Source organism: Pseudomonas sp. SWRI154 (assembly GCF_014268645.1).
In the GTDB taxonomy this organism is placed as follows: domain Bacteria; phylum Pseudomonadota; class Gammaproteobacteria; order Pseudomonadales; family Pseudomonadaceae; genus Aquipseudomonas; species Aquipseudomonas marvdashtae.
In genome coordinates, this window is the sequence record NZ_JABWQW010000007.1 from 170,388 (window position 1) to 192,151 (window position 21,764).

22 protein-coding genes are annotated in these 21,764 nt (G+C 60.6%); 13 read left to right on the forward strand and 9 right to left on the reverse strand.

Annotated elements, in window-relative coordinates; translation table 11 throughout:
- Positions 1-422: 422 nt before the first annotated feature.
- Complete coding sequence (locus tag HU806_RS08895; protein WP_186611021.1) at positions 423-932, reverse strand: disulfide bond formation protein B; 510 nt, start codon at positions 930-932, stop codon at positions 423-425.
- Between the two features lie 227 nt (positions 933-1,159).
- Positions 1,160-2,341, reverse strand: a complete 1,182-nt coding sequence (gene hmpA, locus HU806_RS08900; protein ID WP_186611022.1) for an NO-inducible flavohemoprotein — start codon at positions 2,339-2,341, stop codon at positions 1,160-1,162.
- A 149-nt stretch (positions 2,342-2,490) separates the two neighbouring features.
- Between hmpA and norR the strand changes: the two genes are divergently transcribed.
- The 6 genes from norR to HU806_RS08930 all read left to right on the forward strand — a co-directional run bounded on the left by norR (position 2,491) and on the right by HU806_RS08930 (position 8,061).
- Positions 2,491-4,044 (forward strand): nitric oxide reductase transcriptional regulator NorR, encoded by a 1,554-nt coding sequence (gene norR / locus HU806_RS08905; protein ID WP_186611023.1) that lies wholly within the window; start codon positions 2,491-2,493, stop codon positions 4,042-4,044.
- A gap of 158 nt (positions 4,045-4,202) precedes the next feature.
- Entirely contained in the window at positions 4,203-5,105 is a 903-nt protein-coding gene (locus HU806_RS08910; RefSeq protein WP_039591605.1) for a chemotaxis protein CheV, read from the forward strand.
- Positions 5,106-5,202: 97 nt separating this feature from the next.
- On the forward strand, positions 5,203-5,529 hold the full coding sequence (locus tag HU806_RS08915) for a hypothetical protein (protein ID WP_186611024.1): 327 nt from the start codon (positions 5,203-5,205) through the stop codon (positions 5,527-5,529).
- Positions 5,530-5,611: 82 nt separating this feature from the next.
- A complete protein-coding gene (locus HU806_RS08920) occupies positions 5,612-6,361 on the forward strand; it encodes a YkgJ family cysteine cluster protein (RefSeq protein WP_186611025.1) in 750 nt (249 codons plus the stop codon).
- Between the two features lie 103 nt (positions 6,362-6,464).
- Positions 6,465-7,442: a 2-hydroxyacid dehydrogenase gene (locus HU806_RS08925; protein ID WP_186611026.1), complete on the forward strand. Its 978-nt coding sequence runs from the start codon at positions 6,465-6,467 to the stop codon at positions 7,440-7,442.
- Between the two features lie 109 nt (positions 7,443-7,551).
- Positions 7,552-8,061 (forward strand): DUF2165 domain-containing protein, encoded by a 510-nt coding sequence (locus HU806_RS08930; protein ID WP_186611027.1) that lies wholly within the window; start codon positions 7,552-7,554, stop codon positions 8,059-8,061.
- Here HU806_RS08930 and HU806_RS08935 read toward each other — a convergent pair.
- Positions 8,058-8,963, reverse strand: a complete 906-nt coding sequence (locus HU806_RS08935; RefSeq protein WP_186611028.1) for a DMT family transporter — start codon at positions 8,961-8,963, stop codon at positions 8,058-8,060. The two genes, HU806_RS08930 and HU806_RS08935, sit on opposite strands and share 4 nt — an antisense overlap.
- A gap of 139 nt (positions 8,964-9,102) precedes the next feature.
- Between HU806_RS08935 and HU806_RS08940 the strand changes: the two genes are divergently transcribed.
- The 4 genes from HU806_RS08940 (at position 9,103) to fecA (ending at position 13,992) form a co-directional block, all read left to right on the forward strand.
- A complete protein-coding gene (locus HU806_RS08940; protein ID WP_186611029.1) occupies positions 9,103-9,978 on the forward strand; it encodes an AraC family transcriptional regulator in 876 nt (291 codons plus the stop codon).
- A 127-nt stretch (positions 9,979-10,105) separates the two neighbouring features.
- Positions 10,106-10,594: a sigma-70 family RNA polymerase sigma factor gene (locus HU806_RS08945; protein WP_186611030.1), complete on the forward strand. Its 489-nt coding sequence runs from the start codon at positions 10,106-10,108 to the stop codon at positions 10,592-10,594.
- 8 nt (positions 10,595-10,602) lie between these two features.
- The gene (locus HU806_RS08950; RefSeq protein ID WP_186611031.1) at positions 10,603-11,550 is read left to right on the forward strand and encodes a FecR domain-containing protein; all 948 of its coding nucleotides are present in this window, start codon (positions 10,603-10,605) and stop codon (positions 11,548-11,550) included.
- A 105-nt stretch (positions 11,551-11,655) separates the two neighbouring features.
- Positions 11,656-13,992 (forward strand): TonB-dependent Fe(3+) dicitrate receptor FecA, encoded by a 2,337-nt coding sequence (gene fecA / locus HU806_RS08955; protein ID WP_186611032.1) that lies wholly within the window; start codon positions 11,656-11,658, stop codon positions 13,990-13,992.
- 84 nt (positions 13,993-14,076) lie between these two features.
- On the opposite strand, the gene HU806_RS08960 is transcribed toward fecA, so the two are convergent.
- On the reverse strand, positions 14,077-14,487 hold the full coding sequence (locus HU806_RS08960; RefSeq protein WP_186611033.1) for an HPF/RaiA family ribosome-associated protein: 411 nt from the start codon (positions 14,485-14,487) through the stop codon (positions 14,077-14,079).
- A gap of 506 nt (positions 14,488-14,993) precedes the next feature.
- On the opposite strand from HU806_RS08960, the gene HU806_RS08965 reads away from it, so the two are divergent.
- On the forward strand, positions 14,994-15,311 hold the full coding sequence (locus HU806_RS08965; protein ID WP_186611034.1) for a DUF3509 domain-containing protein: 318 nt from the start codon (positions 14,994-14,996) through the stop codon (positions 15,309-15,311).
- Here HU806_RS08965 and HU806_RS08970 read toward each other — a convergent pair.
- Entirely contained in the window at positions 15,308-15,808 is a 501-nt protein-coding gene (locus tag HU806_RS08970) for a phosphate-starvation-inducible protein PsiE (RefSeq protein ID WP_186611035.1), read from the reverse strand. The two genes, HU806_RS08965 and HU806_RS08970, sit on opposite strands and share 4 nt — an antisense overlap.
- Before the next feature lie 292 nt (positions 15,809-16,100).
- On the opposite strand from HU806_RS08970, the gene HU806_RS08975 reads away from it, so the two are divergent.
- The gene (locus HU806_RS08975) at positions 16,101-16,361 is read left to right on the forward strand and encodes a YebG family protein (RefSeq protein ID WP_014340121.1); all 261 of its coding nucleotides are present in this window, start codon (positions 16,101-16,103) and stop codon (positions 16,359-16,361) included.
- Positions 16,362-16,429: 68 nt separating this feature from the next.
- Here HU806_RS08975 and HU806_RS08980 read toward each other — a convergent pair whose 3' ends face one another.
- Positions 16,430-17,449: a Glu/Leu/Phe/Val dehydrogenase family protein gene (locus tag HU806_RS08980; RefSeq protein WP_186611036.1), complete on the reverse strand. Its 1,020-nt coding sequence runs from the start codon at positions 17,447-17,449 to the stop codon at positions 16,430-16,432.
- Positions 17,450-17,634: 185 nt separating this feature from the next.
- Here HU806_RS08980 and HU806_RS08985 point away from each other — a divergent pair, with 185 nt between their 5' ends.
- Positions 17,635-18,438 (forward strand): SirB1 family protein, encoded by an 804-nt coding sequence (locus HU806_RS08985; protein ID WP_186611037.1) that lies wholly within the window; start codon positions 17,635-17,637, stop codon positions 18,436-18,438.
- A gap of 24 nt (positions 18,439-18,462) precedes the next feature.
- Here the strand turns inward: HU806_RS08985 and maiA are convergent, their stop codons facing one another.
- The 3 genes from maiA to hmgA are packed head-to-tail and all read right to left on the reverse strand — an operon-like array spanning position 18,463 to position 21,720.
- A complete protein-coding gene (gene maiA, locus HU806_RS08990; RefSeq protein ID WP_186611038.1) occupies positions 18,463-19,098 on the reverse strand; it encodes a maleylacetoacetate isomerase in 636 nt (211 codons plus the stop codon).
- A 9-nt stretch (positions 19,099-19,107) separates the two neighbouring features.
- On the reverse strand, positions 19,108-20,412 hold the full coding sequence (gene fahA / locus HU806_RS08995; RefSeq protein ID WP_186611039.1) for a fumarylacetoacetase: 1,305 nt from the start codon (positions 20,410-20,412) through the stop codon (positions 19,108-19,110).
- Positions 20,413-20,415: 3 nt separating this feature from the next.
- Positions 20,416-21,720, reverse strand: a complete 1,305-nt coding sequence (gene hmgA, locus HU806_RS09000) for a homogentisate 1,2-dioxygenase (RefSeq protein WP_186611040.1) — start codon at positions 21,718-21,720, stop codon at positions 20,416-20,418.
- Between the last annotated feature and the right edge of the window lie 44 nt (positions 21,721-21,764).

The following is a 21,764-nucleotide window of genomic DNA, read 5'->3' on the forward strand; positions in this document are numbered from 1 at the left end:
GCAACAATCTGTTGCCGCCATTGCAACGGGCCAGCATGTTATCGAAATTAATTCTCAACAAGAACCCCAAAAATCGTAGGGCTACTACGCCCGATTTAGACAGCTCCAGGGAACTCCATCGGACCTGAACGCCCTTTATGCGCCCATTTTTCGGGGGCTGTGCGGCAAGACGCTTCGCTGTTAAAAATGCCTGCTTCAACAGAGAACTGGCGAGCGAGCCGGGGCCAATCCGGCTGTTTTTTTGTTGCAGGATGGGACGACAATTCACGTCATGAAAGGTCGCCAGGGGCGAGATATGTGACAACGTGTCGCACGTTGTCGCAGGACATTCTTGTTCCGGATCAAGGCTGTCTTCCACCGGGACTGAAATGCAAAACGCCCCGGCTCCTGAAAGAGGAAACCGGGGCGTCTCAAGCAGTGCTTCAGCGAAGCGGCTTGCGATTACGCGACACCAGCAAAGGCACCAGCACGACGGTCAACACGAACGCCACCAGCGCCCATTGCGCCAGCGACAAACCCAGGATCGGTGGATACGGGGTGGAGCAGAAACCATCGACCTGGAAGCCCAGCGGGAAAATCTTCGCCAGCGGCAGGTCGTCCACAATGGGTTGCAGGACGTCGACGCCACAACTGACCGCGGGGAAAAACTGGGTGTACACGTGATGGCCCGCCACGCCTGCCCCCGCCAGGGCACACAGCACAACCAGCCCCTCGAAAATCGTCAGGCTGCGGCGCGTGCGCATGGCGGCACCGATGAAGGCGAAGATGGCGATCAGCAACAACGCATAGCGCTGCAGGATGCACAGTGGGCATGGCGCTTCGCCGAGTACCACCTGCATGTACAGCGCACCGCCGATCAGCCCCAGGCAGATCAGCCCCAGCAGCACGAGGTAGCGCCGCTCTCGGCCTAACCGCATCATTTCCTCACTCATTGCGTTTCCCTTTATAGACATGGATCGACGCGCGACCTGGCGGCACCCGGCACGCTATCGGATGGCCGAAGTCTACACGCAGATCATGGCCGTGAACGAGCCGCCGTCGGCAACATCAGGGGAATAGACAGGAAGAGAGTTAACTGTGGATTAATTCCGGCTGGGGGAAGGCTCGTTGAATGGGGCCGGACAGTGCCGCCCCCATCGCGAGAAGGCTCGATGCTGTCTTATTCCAGCGCCGCCGCCGGACCGAAGAACTCGTAGCGGCTCTGTTCCGCCGGCACGCCCAAGGCCTTGAGGTGACGCTTGACGGCCGCCATGAAACCCTTCGGTCCAAGGAAGTAGGCATCGACGTCCCGCTGCTCCGGCAGCCATTGCGCCAACTGTTGCTCGCCCAACAAACCGACCTTGTCAGCCACGCGACCCGAACCGTCGTCTTCGTCATAGCAATAGAAGCGCTTGAGCTGCGGGTGACGTGTGGCCAGGTCGTCGATCCAGTCACGGAAAGCGTGGACACCGCCGTTGCGCGCGCAGTGGATGAAATGCACCGGCCGCTCGGTTTGCAGCGCCGCCTGCAACATCGCCAGGGTCGGGGTGATGCCGACGCCGCCGCTGATCAGCACCAGTGGCTTGTCGCTGGCCGTGAGGTAAAAGTCCCCGGACGGCGGGAAGAGGGGGATGCGGCTGCCAACCTGGAAATCGTCGTGCAAGTAATTGGACACGCGACCGCCCGCCTCGCGCTTGACGCTGATGCGGTATTGACCGTTGTCCGCCAGGGCCGACAGCGAATAATTGCGCCGCACTTCTTCGCCGTCCAGGACCAGCTTCAGGCCAATGTATTGGCCTGGTTCGGCTTGAAGGATCGGCCCTTTGTCCGCCGGTTCGAAGTAGAACGAGGTGATCTCCGAGCTTTCCGGCACCTTGGCCGCCAGGATGAACTCGCGCTCGCCGCGCCAGCCGCCTGGGGCCGCGGCCTTCTGGTCATACAGGCCGGCTTCGGCGCCGATGAGGATATCGGCCAACTGGTTGTAGGCGGCGCCCCACGCCGAAATCACTTCAGGCGTAGCGATTTCCTCGCCCAGCACCTCGGCGATCGCCCGCAGCAGGCAGGCTCCCACAATCGGGTAGTGCTCTGGTTGAATCTGCAAGGCAACGTGCTTGTTGACGATTTTCGCCACCAGGTCGCCCAATTGATCGAGCTGATCAATGTGCCGCGCATACATAAGCACACCGTTGGCCAAGGCACGCGGCTGATCGCCACTGGCCTGGTGGGCCTGATTGAACAGCGGTCGCACTTCTGGATACTCGGACAGCATCATGCGATAGAAGTGAGTGATCAGCGCTTCACCACCGCTCTCAAGCAAGGGGACGGTGGAACGGATGATGGCGCGTTGCTCTCGACTCAGCATAGGTGATTCCTCACATGGAACAGATAAAGATGCCTAGGCTTATCAGTTTCCATGCCAAGAATTTATTCGTTCAATTTCAATAGGTTGAAGACAAGGTAGTCATAAAGACACGATGGCGTTTATAGTCGCTATGACCAGATGGAGTCATTATGACCGCAACCTCCTTGCTCACCTCGCTGCTGCCCCTGGTGGCGGACTTGTCCCGCGAATTGCCAGAGGGCGAGCGCTACCGTCGCCTTCTTGGCGCCTTGCGCGCCCTGCTGCCATGTGACGCCGCCGCGCTGTTGCGCCTGGACGGCGACTGCCTGGTGCCACTGGCGGTGGATGGCTTGAGCACCGACACGCTGGGTCGGCGATTTCGCATCAGCGAGCACCCGCGCTTCGAGGCGCTGTTGGCCAGTTCGCAGCCAACGCGCTTCGCCACCGACAGCGACCTGCCCGATCCGTACGATGGGCTGGTCGAGGGGCTGAACGAGCATCTCGAAGTCCACGATTGCATGGGGTGCCCGCTGTTCGTCGATGAACGGCCTTGGGGGCTACTGACCCTCGATTCCCTGGACCCGGAACGTTTCGAGCCCATCGACCTGAGCGCCTTGCAAGCCTTCGCGAGCCTCGCCGCCGCAACGGTCAGCGCCGCCCAGCGTATCGAGCACCTGGCCTTGAGGGCCGAAGACGAACACCACCGTGCCGAGGTTTATCGCCAGGCCAGCGGCCAGCAGCACCGCGACATGGTCGGCCAGAGCAAGGCCCATAAACGCTTGGTGGAAGAAATCAATCTGGTGGGTGGCAGCGACCTGACGGTGCTGATCACCGGCGAAACCGGTGTCGGCAAAGAGTTGGTGGCCCAGGCGATTCACGCCGCGTCCCAGCGCGCCGACCAGCCGCTGATCAGCCTCAACTGCGCGGCCCTGCCGGACACTCTGGTGGAAAGCGAGCTGTTCGGCCACGTACGCGGCGCCTTCACCGGGGCCACCAACGACCGGCGTGGAAAGTTCGAACTGGCCGATGGCGGCACGTTGTTTCTCGATGAAGTCGGTGAACTGTCCCTGACCGTCCAGGCCAAGCTGTTGCGTGTGCTGCAGAGCGGGCAGTTGCAGCGGCTCGGCTCGGACAAGGAACACCGCGTCGATGTGCGCCTGATCGCGGCGACCAATCGCGACCTCGCCGAGGAGGTGCGCAATGGCCGTTATCGGGCCGATTTCTACCATCGGCTGAGCGTGTACCCATTGCAGGTGCCACCGCTGCGTGAGCGCGGACGCGATGTGCTGTTGCTCGCCGGGTTCTTCCTCGAACAGAATCGTTCGCGCATGGGCCTGGGCAGCCTTCGCCTGACCAGCGATGCCCAGGCCGCATTGCTGGCCTACGATTGGCCGGGCAACGTGCGTGAGCTGGAACACCTGATCGGTCGCAGCGCCTTGAAGGCACTGGGTAATTGCAAGGTACGACCGAAGATTCTCAGCTTGGGCGCCGGGGATCTTGACTTGCCCCATGCAACCGCAGAAAACGTCCCGGCGATCAGCCTTGCGCCGGAGTCCACGGTGACAGTGTCCGGTGACTTGCGCCAGGCCACGGAAAATTATCAGCGGCAAATGATCGGCGCCTGCCTGGAACGCCACCAGCACAACTGGGCCAGCGCCGCCCGGGAGCTGGGCCTGGACCGGGCGAACCTGGGGCGGATGGCGAAGCGGTTGGGCCTCAAGTAGTGGCCTGTGACGCCACCTTTCACCAGTGGCCGTTATAGCGATCCTCGTTATTGACTGGTTTTCGCCCTAAAGCCTGCCCCCGACAAGTCGATAACCCATTATCAAAGCTGTCTTGGCGATGTTCACGCTCGCCTCACCTTTTTCCATAGAAGGTTTTTATGTCTTCAAACAAAGCCCGCGCAGATTCACTTTCGCTTCTGCTGTTTACCTTGCGCAGCGGCAAGCTGATGGCGATCAACCTGCTCAAGGTCAGTGAGATCATCCCCTGCCCGCCGCTGACCAAGCTGCCGGAGTCGCATCCACACGTCAAAGGCATCGCCACGCTGCGCGGGGCATCGCTGTCGGTGATCGACCTGAGCCGCGCCATCGGCGAGCGGCCGCTGGAAGATCCGGACGGCGGCTGCCTGATCGTCACCGATGTCAGCCGCTCCAAGCAGGGCCTGCACGTACAGGCCGTGAGCAAGATCGTCCATTGCCTGACCACTGACATCAAACCGCCGCCCTACGGCTCCGGCGGTGTGCGGGCGTTCATTACCGGCGTGACCTCGGTGGACGGTACGCTGGTGCAAGTGCTGGACATCGAGAAAGTAATCCACGGCATCGCCCCGGCGCAGATCGAGACAGCGCCGACCGAACTGAGCATGGAAGACGCCGAAGTGCTGGGCAACGCACGCATCCTGGTGGTCGATGACAGCCAGGTGGCGCTGCAACAATCGGTGCATACCCTGCGTAACCTCGGCCTGCAATGCCACACCGCCCGCAGCGCCAAGGAAGCCATCGACTGTCTGTTGGAGCTGCAGGGCACTGCGCAAGAGATCAACCTGATCGTCTCCGATATCGAGATGTCGGAGATGGACGGCTACGCCCTCACCCGCACGCTGCGCGAGACGCCGGACTTCGCTCACCTCTACGTGTTGCTGCATACCTCGCTCGACAGCGCCATGAACAGCGAAAAGGCCAGGCTGGCCGGCGCCAACGGGGTACTCACCAAGTTCTCTTCCCCGGAATTGACCAAGTGCCTGATCACGGCGGCCAAGGCGGTTGCCGAACAAGGTCGCTGACCGCTGCCCGCTTCGAGGCTGCGGTGTTTGCAGCCTTTGAGCCGGGTCATCCTCAGGCATACTCCAGTCCTTGCCTTCGCGAACAAGGACTTCACTGATGAAAACCCCGGCCCTGATACTCTTCGGTCTGACCGCCGCCCTGACTCTCCAGGCTCACGCTTCCAGCCCCGACGCCTGGGCTGCCTACGACAAAAAAGTGCTCGCCAGTTGCCTCAAGGCCAGCGGCCTGAAAAACCCCGAACCGATTGGCACCGCCGCGCAATTCGACGACCGGGTGGGCTACACCGCGCTGTTGCTGCAAGGCCAATACCCGCAGGCCCATATGAAAGGCGCGAGCGGCACCGAGCTGTGCCTCTACCGCAAGAAAACCAAGACCTCCTTCGTGACCGAATGGGACTCGATCCGCCCGGCTGGCAATCCATGACGAATGGCGCATAACTTGCTTCGCACGGCTCATCGCGGCGCTTTTCTGTCGCTGCTTTCAGCCTATTGCTTTCGGTCGATCAATGAACACAACGTTTTCCTGTGTAGGGTGCGGTAAATGCTGTACCGGCCATCACGTTCCCCTGACCCTCGACGAAGCCAGGATGTGGGCGAATGATGGCGGGCAGGTGATCGTCCTGGTCGAGGCCTTCCTGCCCAATGGCCTCGGCCTTCCGGTGGCGCAACGCGAGCACGCCGAACGGCGTTCGGCGGTGGTGCGCAGCGGCACGAGCGAAGCGCTCGTGGCGATCACGTTTGCGGCCTACAACATCAGCCGTTGCCATAATCTGGACGCCGACAACCTGTGCCGCATCTATGAGCGGCGCCCCTTGGTGTGTCGCATCTACCCGATGGAAATCAACCCGCACATCCCGCTCGACACCGCCACCAAGGATTGCCCGCCGGAGTCGTGGGAAACGGGGCCGCAGTTGATTGTCGGCGGTGAATTGGTCGACCAGGAACTCGCTCGACTGATTGAGCGCTCACGCCAGGCCGATCGTCAGGAGATCGGCATGAAGGAACGCATTTGCGTGGCCCTGGGCATTCACACCACTGCGCTGAAAGGTGATGGCTTCACCGCGTACCTGCCGGACATGAGCGCGTTCGCCGCTGCCATCGATCAGGCCCGTTCGCAGCCGCTTGAGCAAGCGGCAGGAGAATGGCAGTTCCATCTGTCCGGTGATGACATCGCCAGCCAGGTCACTGCCGCCGGCGCATGCGTCGTCACTGAAACGCCAGTGAACTACGCCTTTATTTCGCTGCGGGCGGCATAGCTTCCATAGGGACTCGCGGTGCACCAAAAACACCGCCCCCTCTCGCCTAACCCGCGCCAGGAATGTTAGCGTGCTTGGTATTCCCTGCAGAGAGCCTTGCACGATGAAAAAAACCGTACTTGCCTTCAGCCGCATCACGCCGCCTATGATCGAGCGCCTGCGACAGGACTTCGACGTGATTGTGCCCAACCCGTCGAACGGCGACATCAACGCGCAGTTCAATGAAGCCTTGCCTCACGTCCACGGGCTGATCGGTGTCGGCCGCAAGCTCGGCCGCGAGCAACTGCAAAACGCCGCGAAGCTGCAAGTGGTGTCCAGCGTGTCGGTGGGCTACGACAACTATGACGTGGCGTACTTCAATGAACGCGGAATCATGCTTACCAACACCCCCGACGTGCTCACCGAAAGCACCGCCGACCTGGCTTTCGCGCTGCTGATGAGCAGTGCCCGTCGCGTCGCTGAACTGGACGCCTGGACCAAGGCCGGACAGTGGCAAGCGACGGTCGGGCCACAGCTGTTCGGCAGCGATGTGCATGGCAAGACCCTGGGTATCGTCGGCATGGGTAATATCGGCGCAGCCATTGCCCGACGCGGCCGGCTGGGGTTCAACATGCCAATCCTGTACAGCGGCAACAGCCGCAAGACCGAACTGGAAACCCAGCTGGGTGCGCAATTTCGCGAACTGGACCAGTTGCTGGCCGAAGCCGACTTCGTCTGCCTCGTTGTGCCGTTGAGCGAGAAGACCCGTCATCTGATCGGCCAACGCGAGCTGGGCCTGATGAAACCCAGCGCCATCCTGGTCAACATCTCCCGTGGCCCGGTGGTGGACGAGCCGGCGCTGATCGAAGCCTTACAGAACAACCGCATCCGCGGCGCCGGGCTGGATGTCTATGAGAAAGAGCCGCTGGCCGAGTCACCGCTGTTCCAGTTGAAAAACGCCGTGACCTTGCCGCACATCGGTTCCGCCACCCATGAGACCCGGGAAGCGATGGCCAACCTTGCCGTGGAGAATTTGCGAAGCGCCTTGATGGGCGAACGACCGAAGAACCTGGTCAACCCGCAAGTATTCTCCTCCCAGTAAAAGCGTGGGCAGGGACATAACTTGATAATCAGTTTCCCTGCCAACTTAACCGGCAAACTATAACCTCCAGTGCAACTGTACTAAACCTACACCACTGGAGTTTTATTATATGCACAGCCTCACCACAGCCCAACTTCTTCGCAAGAGCAAGGTAATCATTGTCATAATGGCCGGCCTGTTTGGCGTTCTGGTCATGATCAGCAACCTGACCGATTACACTAATAATCATGAGTATGTTGGCCATATCCTGAGCATGGATAGGACCGTTGGAAATGAACGACTTATGTATCGTGCGGTGACGTCGCCAATTGCCCATCACCGGATCTATTGGATGCTCATTACATTGGAGTCCATCTTTACATCCTGCTGCCTGTTGGGCGCCTATCAGATGTTGAGAAACTTGAATGCGCCACACAACGCCTTTCATGAAGCCAAAAAGTACGCGATTATCGGCTTAACCACAGCATTGTTCGTTTATTATTTTTGCCTTCAAGTCATTGCCAACGAATGGTTTGAAATGGACACTTCCGAACAATGGAACATGATTCCGTGGACGAAAGTTGCTACCGATTTTCTCTTGCCGGCACTGATTTTCGTCAGCATCAAGAATGACCACTAACGGACTGTATCAATCATCGGTGCCAATACAATCGGCTTCGGCTTGCGGAACACCAGCACGTTGCCCAGCATCACCAGCACCAGCCCGACCAACGCTGGCGCCGTCCATTGATAACCTTCGGCAAACGCCGAGACGTTCAATGCCACCACCGGGAACAGCACCGTGCAATACGCTGCCCGCTCCGGGCCCATGCGTCCGACGAGCGTCAGGTAGGCGGTAAAGCCGATGACCGAACCCGGAATGACCAAGTACAACAGCGAGCCGACGTAACGCGTGTTCCATTCCATGTCGAACGGGATGCCCTGGAACAGACACCACACGGACAGCATCGCGGCCCCGTAGGCCATGCCCCAAGCGTTGGTCGTCAGCGGCTTGAGGCCGGCTTTCTGTTGCAGGCTCGACAACATATTGCCTGCCGAGAAACACAACGTTCCCAAGAGCGCCAATGCCAATCCGAGCAACGTTTGCGGGCTTGCGCTGTGACCGGCCAGCTCCGGCCAGAACAACAGCGCCAGCCCGAACAGCCCCAGCGCACCGCCCAGCAACACGTTACGGGCAATCCGCTGACCGAAAAAAACCCGCGCATTCAGGGCGTTCCAGAGGGTGGCCGTGGAGAACACCACGGCAATCAGGCCGCTGGGAATCCACTGACTGGCGGTCAGGAAACACATGAAGTTGATGCAGAACAGGCACAAGCCCTGGGCGACGCAAATCAGATGGCCACGCCGATTCATTACTTGCAAGCGCCGGCTGAGCAAAAGCATCACGAACAGAATCAGCGCCGCGAGGCCAAAGCGATAAACGATCGACACCGGGATGGCGACCACGCCCAATTGCAATTTCAGCGCAATCCACGTGGTGCCCCAGATGATCACGGTAAGCAGGTACAGCGAGAGGTTCATGACGGCGACTCCTGGCAATGGTCCCCAGTGTCACGCCGTCATTGACCTGGCGCTTGCGTAAACTTGCGGTTTTGTCGGCTGGCAGGCTGGCACGGATCGGCCGACGGAGTAGGATGCAAGGCGTTGGAGAGAACCGATCATGTCCACACTGCAAACCTTGCAAGTCTTTCAAGCCCTCAACAGCTCGCCCAACGCTCGCCTTGAGCACAGCGCCGAGCTCGGGGACGGCTTGGCGGCCGCTTTGTGGAGCAATCACCACGACGCCCGTGACTACGAGGCGCCGACTCACCATACGCTGTCGTGCTACATCGCTGGCGGCACCGGCACGTTTCGCCGCGAACGACCCGACGCCACCGGGGCACCAGACAAACTCTGCGTGCTGCCGGCCGAGCATGAGTCGGCCTGGGTCATCAATGGTGATATTCGCCTCGCCCACCTGTATTTCAGCCCCGAACAGTTCGCTCTCGGTTGCGTCACGTTGCTGGATCGTGAACCCCGGCAAGTCCAATTGCACGAGGCAACGTTCCTTGACGACCCGCAACAGGCCCAGCGCTTTCGCCAGTTGATCGCGCTGAACTGGAACGAACCCGCCGAACGCCTGCTCTGCACCAGCCTGGCCCATGACCTGCTCAGTCATTTGCTGCTGAGTCAGGTCGGCCTGCGCCAGGGGCTTCGCCTCAAGGGCGGCCTGGCTGCCCATCAACGACGGATGCTAGTGGACTACATCGACAGTCACCTGGCCGAGGCTATCAGCCTTGGGCAATTGGCGGCGCTTTGCGCCTTGTCCGAATACCATTTCGCCCGAATGTTCCGCGAGAGCTTTGGGCTGCCTCCCCACCAGTATGTGCTGGCACGACGCTTGTCACAGGCGCGACACTTGCTGCGCAGCACTCCACAAGCGCTGGGCGATGTTGCGCTGGCCTGCGGGTTCGCCAGCGCCAGTCATTTCGCCAACCGTTTTCGCCAAGTCGTGGGCGCCACGCCCGGGGAATATCGACAGGCGTTTCTGCGCTAGACGCCGTCGCGCCCCGACCCGACAAAGAAGCAAACACTCATCCCGATTGCCGTAGCCCCCGCCGCACCCCTACAATGCGAACAATTCTTGTTCTCTAGCGCAGCCGATCGCTGTCGGAGTGATCCTGGTGCCGTCCGCCCCTACCATCGAAGTGCTTTATATCGCCCATAACAACTGGCTCAACGGCTGGTTGCGACGCCGGCTCGGTTGCCCCGAAAGCGCCGCCGACCTGGCGCAAGACACGTTCATACAGGTAATGGCGGCACGCGATCCCCAGCCGATCCTCGAACCGCGGGCCTTTCTCACCACCATCGCCAAGCGTGTGTTGTTCAACCATTACCGCCGTCAGGACCTGGAGCGCGCCTACCTTGACGCGCTTGCCCAATTGCCCGAACAGGTGGCACCTTCGGAAGAGGACCGCGCGATCATCCTGCAAACGCTACTGGAGCTCGATCAACTGCTCGACGGTCTGCCGCATGCGGTCAAGAGGGCCTTTTTACTGGCCCAGGTCGACGGTTTGACCTACAACGAAATCGCTCGCAAATTGGGTATCTCGCTGGCAACGGTCAAGCGCCATTTGAACAAAGCGGCGATGCGCTGCTATTTCGCCCTGTGAACCCGCCGATGCCCAGCGCGCCGAACGTCAGCGCGCAAGTCGCCGAACAGGCGGTGCACTGGCTGCTGGAAATGCAGCAAGGGCCGCTCGATACGCGCCAGCAGCAAGCCTGGGAACAGTGGCTCAATGCACATAGCGAACATCGCCGCGCCTGGGAGCACATCCAGCGGGTCAACCAGCGGCTGCGCAATGTGTCCGCTCCGTTAGCCCATGCGACGCTCAACCCCCCCAGGGCTGCAACGCGGCGTCGGGCGCTCAAGATGCTGTTGCTGCTGGGTGCCGGCTCGGCGGTGACCTGGGGCCTGCGTGAACGCCAGTTGTTACCGCCATTGCTCGCCGATTTCCGCAGCCCTGTGGGCGAGCGGCGGCGCCTGGCACTGGATGACGGCAGCCAGTTGCAGCTCAACAGCGGCAGCGCGGTCGATATTCGCTTCGACGCTCAACGCCGCCTGATCCGCCTGCTGGAAGGGGAACTGTTGTTGACCGCAGCCCAGGACCCGCGCCCCCTGCAAGTGCTGACTGCCCATGGCCTGCTGGAAAGCCGCAACGCCCGCTTCAATGTACGCGAGTATGCAGACCACACTCAGGTAGCGGTGTTTGCCGGCCAGGTGGACATTCGCAGCGGGCACGGCCCGGCTTTTCTGCTGACGGCTTCACGACAAGCGTCCCTTGGCATCAACGGCACCGGGCCCGCCACCGCGCTGGACGCCAACAGCGGTGCCTGGACGGAGGGCATGCTGGTCGCCGCGCACATGCGCCTGGCGGATTTCCTTGATGAACTGGGCCGCTACCGACGCGGCCAGCTGCACTGCGACGAGGCGGTGGCCAACCTTCTGGTCTCCGGGACTTATCCGCTGGACAACAGCGAACGAATCCTCGATCTGCTGGAAATCAGCCTGCCGGTAAAGGTGCGGCGCTTCACTCGCTATTGGGTCACGGTCGAAGCTCGCGCTTGAGTCATCGTCACCCACCGAAAAAAATGCTGCGCCAGTGAGCCGTTTTCCACACCTCGGGTGACAGAGAAGGAAAGCCACTTCATAACCTTCTCGGGACTCCCATCCATGTCGCAGCAACCCACCCGTCTAACTCCGCTCGCTCGCGCCGCGCGTCAACTGTTCCTGGGGGCCAGCTTGAGTTTCGTCGCACTGCCCGCCGTGCTGGCTGCAGAGACCAGGGCTTACCACATCGCGCCGTCATCACTGGAAAACGCCCTCAATCAGTTCGGCCGTGAAGCCGGGGTGCTGATCTCCTTTGGTTCGCAAATGACCGGTGGCCTGCAAAGCCGTGGCCTGGAAGGCAACTACAGCCTGGAGCAAGGCCTTGGCGCGCTGCTCGAAGGCACCGGACTGCAAGCCCGGTCCGAAGGTGATAACGCCTACAGCCTGCAACCGGCCGACAGCGCCTCACTGGATTTAAGCACCACCACCGTGGTCGGCGACTGGCTCGGCGACGCCGCACAGACCAATGTGTTCGAACACCCGGGCGCCCGCGACGTCATCCGCCGTGAAGAATTCGAGCGCCAGGGCGCGACGCAGGCACGGGATGTGCTCAATCGCATTCCCGGCGTCAACGCCCCCGACAACAACGGAACTGGTAGCCACGACATGGCGCTGAATTTTGGCATTCGCGGTCTCAATCCGCGCCTGGCCTCGCGCTCCACGGTGCTGATGGACGGCATCCCGGTGCCCTTCGCCCCTTATGGCCAACCGCAGTTGTCGTTCGCCCCGGTCAGCATGGGCAATATGGACGCGGTAGACGTCGTGCGCGGTGGTGGCGCGGTGCGCTACGGCCCGCAAAACGTCGGCGGCGTGGTGAACTTCGTGACCCGGGCGATTCCCGATGCGCCGACGGTCAAGGGCGGCTTGCAGACCGAGACGAGCCCGTCATCCAGCCACGACGGCTTCAAGACGACTTCCAATCTGCTGGCCGGTGGCACCGCCGACAATGGCTTGGGCGGTGCGCTGCTGTATTCCGGCACCCGTGGTGGGGACTGGCGCGAACACAGCGACACGCAAATCGACGACCTGATCCTGAAGGGCAATTACCAACTGGACGAAGCCAACAGTTTCAACGCCATGGCCCAGTATTACGAAGGTAAGGCCGATATGCCCGGCGGCCTGAATGTCGCCGACTACGACGCCGACCCGTACCAGTCCACCCGTCCGAACGATCGATTCTGGGGCCGTCGCACCCTGGTCAATTTCGGCTACCGCTACCAGCAGGACCGTCGGGAATTCACCGCCAGCACGTTCTTCACCAAGACCTTGCGCAGCGGTTATCTGGACCAGGGCTCTTTCCTGTCCCTGTCGCCTCGCGAATATTGGGTACGAGGCCTGGAGACCCGCTTCGCCCAAGGCTTCGACCTCGGCCCTACCCGCCACGAAGTCGGCGTCGGCTACCGCTATATCAACGAAGCCGGCCACGAGCTGCGTTATCGTACGCCCGTCGCCAGCAACGAACTGCCAACGACCTCCAGCCGCAACGACCGCGATACGCGTGGCGGCACTGAAGCCAACGCGTTTTTCATCGATGACCGGATCGACATTGGCAAATGGACCATCACGCCTGGCATTCGCTACGAAATGATCGAATCGCAGCAGACCAACAACCTGACGAATGTGAAGTACAAGGGCGACTACAACACCGCCCTGCCGGCGCTGAACGTGCTGTATCACCTGACCGACGAATGGAACCTGTACGCCAACACCGAAGGCTCATTCGGCAGCGTGCAGTACAGCCAGATGCCCAACCGCGTCAGCAGCGGTGAAGTGAAACCGGAGAAGGCTCGCACCTGGGAGCTTGGCACTCGCTACGACAATGGCAACCTGCGGGCGGAAATCGGCGCGTTCCTGATCAATTTCGATAACCAGTATGAAAGCAACCAGACCAATGACTCGGTGATCGCCCGGGGCGAGACCCGCCATCAAGGCATTGAAACCAGCATCAATTATGCCCTCGACGGCCTGAGCCCGGCGCTGGCTGGTTTCGACGCCTACGCCACCTACGCTTTCGTCGATGCCACCATCCGCGAGGACGGCCCGAACAAGGGCAACCGCGTGCCATTCTCCTCGAAACACAAAGGCACGCTGGGGATCGGTTATACCGAAGGACCCTGGAAGCTCAACCTGGACAGCACCTACCAGAGCGCGCAGTTCGCCGACAACGCCAATACCCGTGCCGAAAGTGTGGACGGCAGCACCGGAAATATTCCTGGCTACATGCTATTCAGCAGCCGCGCCGCCTATGACTTCGGCCCGCAGTTGTCGGACCTGAACGTTGCGGTGGGTGTGAAGAACATCTTCAACACTCAGTATTTCACGCGCTCCTTCGACGACAATCGAGGCAAGTACGTCGGCGAACCTCGCACGGTGTATGTGCAGACCTCCGTAGCCTTCTGATTTCAGCGCTCGTGGACCGCTAAAACAAAACGGGCCTGCAATTGCAGGCCCGTTTTTTTAGGGTGAAAAAAAAGTGAGCCAGACTCAGCCGTTGAGTGCAGCCCGTTCGTTCTCCAGGAATTCTTCTTCCAGCATCGCATCAGCGAGGGCAATCGATTCGGTCGGTCCGTTGGTGGCGGCACGCTTGCCGCGCAGTTTGCCGAACAGATGCTCCAATGCATGCTCCAGCTTGGTGGCCGCGCCTTCGATCGCAAGTTCCAGCGATTCGGCCTTGTGGGTCACGGAAATGGGCTGGTGGCCCTTTGGCCGCGCTTCCAACTGGCACCGCAAATCATGGGGACCAGGCTTGTCGCCGTTCTCATCACCCAGATGAACTTCGATCCGTGTCAGGTCTTCTTCGTAACGTTCGAGCGTGCTCTCAATGGTTGTACGTACCCACTCCTCCAGTCGGATGCTGCTTTGAATATGGTTATCGCTATTGACTTGGATTTGCATAGTTCATCCCTTATTTCGGCTAGCTCGCCAGGGGCCAATCGACGGTAGCGCAACGACCCCTTGAATACAGAGTCGGGCTGGCGACAGAACAATTCAACCCCTCAAAAAAGATAAATATTGATTTGCAAATAAAGCCGGACAACCGACAAAAGCGCTGTTAATGTCGGGAGTTGCCTCGCCTTGCTCCCCTCGCCAATTCCCCCCCCCGACCTTGCACCGCCAGCGAACACTCATCCATTCCTGCCCCGAAACGGGCAGCGCACAGACCTGCATCCCAGAGCCCTTGGTATCAAGGCGCCGCGATCATTGTCCGACAGTTCTTCCGGCATGCCCCTTGCAAAAGCCTTGATAGAGCTGCCAAGGCTGCGAACCCCCGGTCCGTCACCTGCCAGCCCCGCTATTTGATGGATGAATACGATCATGGAACAGCCGATGGTCCGGTGTTGCGAACTAATCCCGATCATGGCCGGTCAACAACTGCACGTTCAATCAGGCGGTGACGCATCATGGACAACCCTTTTCAGATCATTACGGACGCCTTCGCGCCGCAGTACCAAATCAACCTGAGCATCCAGGGCCTGGATGGCAGCATCATGCTGACCCTTTCCAAGAGCGGGCGCGTCGTCGCCAAACGCATGATCAGTGCCCAGCAGCGCAACGACCCGGAACGGCTGCGGCGCCTGGTACAAAGCATTCAATTCGGAATTGCCATCGAACAAGGCCACAGCGCCGTGGCAATCCTCGAAGCCATGACCGGCGGCGACACCATCAAGGTGCCGCCACCGCAGGTCCAAGGCCAGGCCTCCAGCGCCGCCGGTCTCTAGATTTCGCCCTTCTCCACTTCGGCATGCTCGCTCGAACCCGCGCCGACCTTGCGGTGCGGGTGTTCGATCTTCACCGAGGGAAACTGCGAAGAGGCATAGCGTACGACCAGGATCGCAAACGCCAGCAGCAGGATGCCACCGCACAAGTAGATAATTCCCAGGTCCGGCGGACTGTGGTGGGAAACATTGGAAATCAGCAGGCGCGTCAACGCGGTGATCGCCACGTAGATCAGGAACCGCACCGGCATGTGATTGGTCTTGAAGTAAATCCCGACCATCGCCCCCAGCTCCAGGTAGATGAACAGCAGCAGGATGTCATCGATCTTGATGTGCCCCTCCTCGATCATCTGCAAGAACTCCATCACCGCCGCCCACGCGGTCACCGCTCCGATGGCGAACAGTGCCAGGTAATGGAACGTCTCGACGAACAGGTTGCCCAGGGATTCGGCCAGCTGGTGTACGTTCTGGCGCAGGTTCTCGGCCCAGTTGATTTTCACGATGTAGTTTCCTTAGGTCGACTCGACCGGATGATGCGGGTTGGACGTGACGGTTGTTCTGCATGCAGAAAAAAGGCCAGCCACTGGGGTGAGATGGCGATGGGCTGGTACACGACACGTTGCGACATGAACCGGCCTCGCCGCAGACGCGATTTGCCTGCGGGACAAACCGTGAAATCGGTCTACATTAAAAAGCCACTATCCAAAGCATCAGGATTCGCTTATTCTTTTGCCTGTATATAAATACAGTAGTCGCAAAGACAAACCAATGTGAAGGCATGTGAGGTGGTGAATGGCCGTCGAAGTGGTATACCGCAGCAGCCGAGATCTGGAGCGCTTGTTCATGGATAAAGCCGAAGCTGACCGTCATGACAAAATGCTGGAACTCGCCGAATTGCTGGCCGAGGTGTTGCAAAAAGCCGTCCCATCGCTGAGCGAGAAACAGGTGGAAGAAGCAGGGATCTACATGGCGAAGAATCGCGATGTGTTTGCCAAGGCCTTCAAGAGCCAGCCGGACGCCTTGTCCGAACTGCTCAATCCGTCGGACGAGTGAGCAAAAAGACCGCAGCATGTGATAGCGGATACACGAGATGTATTAGCTATCACATGCTGCGGTCTTTTTTATCGGTACAACAAACGCTCCGCCAGCTCATCGGCTACCCGGGCTGGTGAACGCTTCTCCGCCTGGGCGTGGGCGAAGACTTCAGTGAGCCGGGCACCGATCTTCGACAGATGCGCGGTGATGGTCGGCAGTTCCTCACCCCGATGTTTCAGGGCGACGTAGATCAGCCCGCCCGAGTTGATCACGTAATCCGGCGCATAGAGTATCCCGCGTCTCTCCAGCTGATCGGCTACCTGTAGATTGCTCAACTGGTTGTGGGCCGAGCCGGCAACCGCCGAGCAGCGCAATTGCGCCACGCTGTGGCTGTTGAGCACGCCGCCGAGGCCACAAGGCGCAAGAATGTCGCATGGAGTGCTTAGCAGCGCGTCGTTGGCGATCGGATGGGCGCCCAGTTGCTCCATCGCCAGTTGCACCTTGCCAGGGTCGATATCGCTGACCAGCAATTCCGCGCCCGCGGCGTGCAGCTGTTCGGCCAAGGCATAACCCACATTGCCCAGGCCCTGGATCGCCACCCGCAGGCTTTCCAGATTATCGCTGCCCAGGCGGGCCATGGCCGTTGCACGAATGCCGGCGAAGACGCCCATCGCCGCGTGAGGCGCCGGGTCTCCCGCGGCGGTCGTACTGGTGACATGACGGGTTTGCTGGGCGATGCAGTCCATGTCCGCCACCGACGTACCGCTGTCGATGGCGGTGATGTAGCGCCCGTCCAACTGTTCGATGCATCGACCAAAGGCTTCGAACAGTGCGGCCCGGCTTTCGACGTGCGCCGGGCGCATGATGACTGCCACGCCTCCGCCCACTGGCAAGCCGGCCAGGGCGGCCTTGTAGCTCATGCCCTGGGCCAGGCGCACGGCGTCGGCCACGGCAGTTTCATCGTCGGGGTAGGAAAGATAACGACAGCCACCCAGGGCAGGCCCAGGACGGCTGCAATGAATGGCAATCACCGCCTTCAACCCGGTCGCCGGGTCCACGCTCAAGTGCAGCGATTCAAGGCGGGAGCTTTGCATGAGAGCGAACATCGACAGGCTCCCGAATCACTTTTGTCTGTTTCGCCAGTATAGGCGTGCGACCGAAAATTGCTGGAGCACGCCGGAATAAGCCTGGGCAGTTGTCAGCTTTTTAGGCATAACCTGTCATTGCGTATTCGCGAGACTGGACGAAAGCCCATGGCAGCGCTAAAACGAGACATAGTCTGGAGACTGTGATGAAGCCGCGCCAAGCCTTTTTCGAATGTCTGCACCGCTCGCCACCGGCGCTGTTCGAAGCCGCGCTGTGGATCGCCGCCGAACATGATCCTGAGGCGGACATACCGGCGTTGCTCAAGGATTTCAAGGATCTGCAGCAGTTGGTCAGCCATGGCCTGCAGATGTTACCCGTCAGCGAACTGGGCCAACCTCTGCTTCGACGCCTCAATGACCTGGGTTTCGCCCAGGACGACTTCACACCCCTACGCCCCCGTGCGGCATTGCTGGACAAAGTCCTGGCCCGTAAACGCGGCCAACCCCTGGCCCTCGGTCTGATTGCGCTGGAACTGGCCCGGGGGCTGGAAATCCCGATGGCCGGCGTCAATTTCCCAGGTCATTTTCTGCTGCGCGTGCCCGGCGCCGATCATCTGCTCGACCCATGCGGTGGCCGTCGGTTGTACCCCAATGACTGCCGGGAGCTACTGCAACGCCAATATGGCTCGAACGTGCCGCTCAAGGCCGAGCATTTGGTCAACGCCGAGCCGATGCAAATGCTGCAACGGTTGTCGCGCAACCTGCGGCAATTGCACTTGGCGAACGATGATTACATTGCGGCGCTGATCGACGCCGAACGGGTGCTGGAAATGGGCAACGCCAATGCCGCCGATTATCTGGCCCGCGCCAGCCTTTACCAGCGGCTGGACTGCCCCAACGCCGAGCGTTTCGATCTTGAGCACGCCTTGATGCTCAGCGACGATCCGATCCAGCGGATCCGCTTGACCGAGCGACTGGGGCATCTGCCGCCGAACTCCGTCGTGCATTGAGCTCCATGCCGTCGGCAGACAATTCTAAGGAGTGTCAGGCTGATTCGCCGGATGCGCCTGCTGGAACGCAACATGCCCAGCCGCCAACGCCGCAACCCGACGGATCCGCGGGTACGCTTGCAACGAAACATTGAACCGCTCGGCGGCGTACAGCTGCGGGATCAGGTAAACATCAGCCAGCCCTGGCCTGGCGCCGAAGCAATAGCCGGCGTTGCCAATCAACTGCTCCACCGCTGCCAGCCCTTGGCCGATCCAATGCCCGATCCACTCCATCACCTGCGTTTCATCGTGGCCCCACTGCCGCAGCTTGTTGAGCACGCTGACGTTATGCAGGGGATGAATGTCGCAACCGATCAGCGCGGCGACGCCACGTTCGTGAGCACGAATCGCGAGGTCGCCGCTGAGTAGCGGCATCTGGGGGTAACGCTCCTCCAGGTATTCGATGATGGCCGGTGATTGCACCAGCAACGCCCCCTCCTCGGTGCGCAACGCCGGCACCCGCCCCTGGGGGTTGATTCCCAAGTAGGCCGGCTGACGATGTTCGCCCCCCGGCGGTGCGATCAGGTTAACCGGCAGGGCCTGGTAATCCAGGCCCTTGAGTGCCAGGGCAATACGCACCCGGTAGGACGAGGTGGAACGGTAGTAGGTGTAGAGTTCCATACCCGTTCCTCACCGCGCCGGCAGAATCTTGCCGCGGCACTCGCCGAAGCCTATGGACCCGCCCGCCTCGCCTCTGCAACGGGCGCGCAGGATGATCTCGTCGCCATCCTCCAGGAACTTGCGGACTTCGCCGGACGCCAACTCGATCGCTTTTTTGCCGCCCTCGGTGATTTCCAGCAAGCTGCCGAACTGACCGCTCTCAGGCCCCGACAACGTGCCCGAGCCAAACAAGTCGCCGGCCTGTAATTGGCAACCGTTGACGCTGTGGTGCGCAACCATCTGCGCCACGGTCCAATACATGTATTGGGTATTGCTCAGCGTCAATCGATGGGCCGGCAGGTTCTGCTCGCGCATGGCTTCGGTCAGCAGCAGCACTTCCAGTTCGATGTCGAATGCACCGCCAGCCTGGTCGCGCTTGTCCAGCAGATACGGCAACGGTTGCGGATCGCCCTCGGGACGCGCCGGTTGCGGGCGTCGGAACGGTTCAAGGGCTTCGGCCGTCACGACCCATGGCGAGACGCTAGTCAGGAAGCTCTTCGACAGGAACGGCCCCAGCGGTTGGTATTCCCAGGCCTGGATATCCCGGGCCGACCAGTCATTGAGCAGGCAGAAACCGGCGATGTGTTCGGCGGCGTCGCCAATAGCAATGGGCTCGCCCAGTGCATTGCCTTTGCCGATCCAGATACCCAGCTCCAGCTCATAGTCCAGGCGCGCACAGGGGCCGAACGTCGGCTCGGTCTGACCGGCGGGCAAGGTTTGGCCGTTCGGGCGGCGCACATCAGTGCCAGACGGACGAACCGTCGAGGCACGACCGTGGTAGCCAATGGGGACGTATTTGTAGTTCGGAAGCAGCGGATTGTCAGGCCGGAACAATTTGCCGACATTTTGCGCGTGCTCGATACCCACGTAGAAATCGGTGTAGTCGTTGATCTTCGCTGGCAGATGCATCTGGCAATCGGCCGCCAAGGGCAGCAGCGTTTCGCCCTGGGCCTGGATCTTGTCCTGCTGTGCACTGCCCTCGCGCAGCAGTTCCAGCAGCCGTTCACGCAAGGCAACCCGGGCGCTGCGGCCCAGGTCGAAGAACGCATTCAACTGGCCGTTCTCCATCGCCGCGACGGCTTCGCCTGCGGCGCCATCGAACAAGCCGGCTTGCAGCGCCGCCTGTAAATCGAAAATCCGCTCGCCAATGGCAACACCGCTGCGTGGAGCGCCGCCAGCAATACTGAAAATGCCCAGCGGCAGATTCTGCAAGGGGAAGTCGGTATGGCCATTGGCGGATTCGACCCAGCTACGGGTGAAGGAAACTTGGGACATGGGTTATCTCCGGGTCGGATCAAAATTGACCGGCAGCGAGGCCCAGCAGGCGTCGTAGTCAGTTTGCAGTTGCGGGCAGTTCAAGGCGAAACGGCTCGGACGCAGCACTTGGCTGGTCTCGAACATGAAGGCCATGGTGTTATCGATTTTTGCCGGCTTGAGCTCAGCATTGATCGCCTTGGTGCAGGTTTCGCCATCAGGACCATGGGCACTCATGCAACTGTGCAACGACGCGCCTCCCGGCAGGAAGCCTTCGGCCTTGGCATCGTAGGCGCCCTGGATCAGTCCCATGAACTCGTTCATCAGGTTGCGATGGAACCAAGGCGGACGGAAGGTGTTTTCCGCCACCATCCAGCGTGGAGGGAAGATCACGAAATCGAGATTCGCCAGGCCGTGAACACTGGTAGGCGATGTCAACACAGTGAAAATCGACGGGTCCGGGTGGTCGAAACTGACCGTGCCGATGGTGTTGAAACGGCGTAGGTCGTACTTGTAGGGGACATTGTTGCCATGCCAGGCCACCACGTCGAATGGCGAATGATCCAGCTCGCAAGCCCATAACTCTCCCAAGAACTTCTGCACAAGCGTGGTCGGCTGTGTGAGGTTTTCGTAATGGGCGACGGGCGTCAGGAAGTCGCGTGGATTGGCCAAGCCATTGCTTCCGATAGGCCCTAGATCCGGCAGCCGCAATGGCGCACCGTGGTTCTCGGCGATATAGCCGCGGGCTTGCGGGTCGAGCAATTCGACGCGAATTTTCAAGCCCCGAGGCAACACGGCGATTTCCAGCGGCGCCACTTCCAGCACGCCCAATTCGGTGGTGATCCTCAGCCGCCCCAACTGCGGGACGATCAGCCATTCGCCATCGGCATTGAAGAACACCCGCTCCATGGAACGGTTGGCCCGGTAATGATAAATGCTGATGCCAGCCGGTTTGTCAGCGTTGGCATTGGCCGCCATGCGCACCAGCCCATCGATGAAATCGGTGGGCTCGGAAGGGATCTCCAACGGGTTCCAGCGCAGGCGATTAGGCGTGACGTCACCCAGCGGACCACCCGCCAATTGAGCGCCAAGCTTGGCAAACGCCGGATGATGAGCCGATGGCCGGATGCGGTATATCCAGGTCCGGCGCGCTTCGCTGCGGGCCATGGTAAAGGCAGTGCCGGAAAACAGTTCGGCATACAGGCCATAGGGCGCTTTTTGCGGGGAGTTCTGGCCGACAGGCAATGCGCCGGGCAGCGCTTCGCTGGCGAATTCATTACCAAAGCCGGACAGATAAGCCAGTTCTGACGCGGTGGAATCGAGGTTCATGGAGCCTCCTGGGATGCGGCCCGTCATTCAACGAAAAGCTTGAG